General features: G+C 62.5%; 1 protein-coding gene. It reads right to left on the bottom strand.

Translation table 11 applies throughout. From position 1 onward, the window contains the following. A partial coding sequence (locus VFZ66_18180; protein ID HEX6291118.1) for a beta-ketoacyl synthase N-terminal-like domain-containing protein occupies positions 1 to 2,203 on the bottom strand: 2,203 nt, incomplete at both ends.

Here is a 2,203-nt window from a genome sequence, read left to right as displayed (position 1 = left end):
CGCGGCGTGGTTCCGCGCGGCCAGGGCTGGCGCTGGGTGGCGATCACAAACGGGCTGCTGGCAAAGTCGATCTCCGGATTGGGCCGCTCGAAGTGCAGCAGCGGCGGGATCACCCCGTGCTTCAGGATCATCGTGGTCTTGATCAGACCAGCTACACCCGAAGCGCGGTCGAGGTGACCGACGTTGGGCTTGGCCGAGCCGACCACGCAAAAGTTGGTGCGCGCGGTGAAGGCGCGGAAGGCTTTGGTCAGCGACGCGACCTCGATCGGATCGCCGAGCGGTGTTGCCGAGCCGTGCGCCTCCAGATAGCCGATCGTTGCCGGATCGATCTTCGACTGTTCAAGCGCGGCGATGATCGCCGTGGACTGGCCCACGACGCTTGGAGCCGTGTAGCCGACCTTCATATTTCCATCGTTGTTGATGGCCGAGCCTTTGATCACCGCATGGATCGTATCGCCGTCCGCCAGCGCGTCGTCGAGCCGCTTGAGCAGCACCACCGCCACACCATCGGCCCAGACCGCGCCCTGCGCGTTCGCATCAAACGTGCGGCAATGACCATCGGGCGACTCCTGCCCGCCTTCTCGGTAGAGGTGTCCCATCTTGACCGGCACGCGGACGGACACGCCGCCAGCCAGGGCCATGTCGCTTTCGCCATTCAGCAGGCTGCGGCAGGCCAGGTGCGTCGCAACCAGCGAGGTCGAGCAGAAGGTCTGCACGGCGAAGCTGGGGCCGCGTAGATTCAAGCGGTACGATACGTTGGTGGTCAGGCCGTCCTGGGCGTTCTCGAAGATCGCCGACTCATTGGTAATCACCGAGAAGGTTGGGTCGGCTGCCAGGCGCATCAGGTACAGGCTGATATTGGCTCCGGCAAAAACGCCAACCAGCCCTTTGTAGCGCAGGGTATCGTAGCCCGCCATTTCCAGAACTTCCCAGGCGCACTCGTGGAAGAGCCGCTGCTGCGGGTCCATCAGCTCGGCCTCACGTGGCGTGTAGCCAAAGAAGGCCGCGTCGAAATCCTCGACGTTGTCCAGCACATGGCGCGATTTGACGTAGGCCGGGTTCTGGACCACCAGCGGATCGACGCCCGCCTCGATCAGCTCGGCATCGCTGAAGTGGGTCAGCGATTCGACGCCATCACGAAGATTATTCCAGAACTGCTCGACGGTATTCGCGCCCGGAAAGCGGCCAGCCATACCGATGATCGCAATATCCTGCGAGCCGCCGGTTTCGCGCATCCGCTGGCGGCGCTGCCGGAGCTGCGTCTCCTGCCGATCGACCTGCGGCGCGTCCTGCGGCGCGAGATACTGCGCCAGCGCGCTGACCGTCGGTGCCTCGAAGAGCGCGACAGCAGGGATCTGGGTCTTGAATTCCTTCTTCAAGCGGGCAATCACCTGAAGGCTGATCAACGAGTTGCCGCCCAGGTCGAAGAAGTTGTCGTGGAGGCCAACCTGCTCCAATCCCAATACCTGCTGCCAGATCGCCGCGATGCGTCGCTCATAGTCGTTGTTGGGCGCGACGTAGGGCGTATCCAGGGATGGGCGGGCGTGCGTCGCCAGGCGCGTCTCGCTCGTGGCCTGATTGTCCTGAAGCGACTCCAGCAAGACCCACTGGCGGATACGAGTGTCAAGGTCGCCAATGGAGTGGACGATCTGAGTAGCGCCCCGCTCAAGCACGCGCGCAAAGGCGTCGATACCTTGCGCGGGAACCATCTCGTACTGCCCCAGCTTCGGGCTGTCGGCATGCTCAACGGTAAAATTCCAGGTATCCCAGTTCGTCGCCAGCCATTGGGTTCGTCCGCGCTGATTCGCGCGATGGGCGAAAATATCCATGAAGAAGTTTGCCGACGTGTACGCGGCGTAGCCCAGGCCGCCCAGGATCGCCGAGATCGACGAGAGCAGATAGCAGAAATCCAACTCGCGCTCCTCGACGATACGCTCCAGAATGTACAGGCCATAGGCTTTGGACGGAAATTGACTCTCGCACTGCGCCGTGGTGATATGCTCGATGACGTGGAAGTCGTCGGGATTAACATTGCCCGCGCCATGAATAATGCCGTGCAGCATGCCAAACCGGGCGATTGTTTCGCTCACGACCGCCCGCATGCTGGCCTCGTCGGCGACATTGGCGCTGCATACCATCACGTCGGCTCCCAGCGCCTCAAGATTCTGTACGCGGCGAATACGGCGGCTTGTCGAATCGTCAT

This window comes from Herpetosiphonaceae bacterium (genome assembly GCA_036374795.1).
Taxonomy (GTDB): domain Bacteria; phylum Chloroflexota; class Chloroflexia; order Chloroflexales; family Kallotenuaceae; genus LB3-1.
The sequence above is the reverse complement of the archived record's forward strand: the minus strand, read 5'-3'. Positions and strand labels throughout refer to the sequence as shown.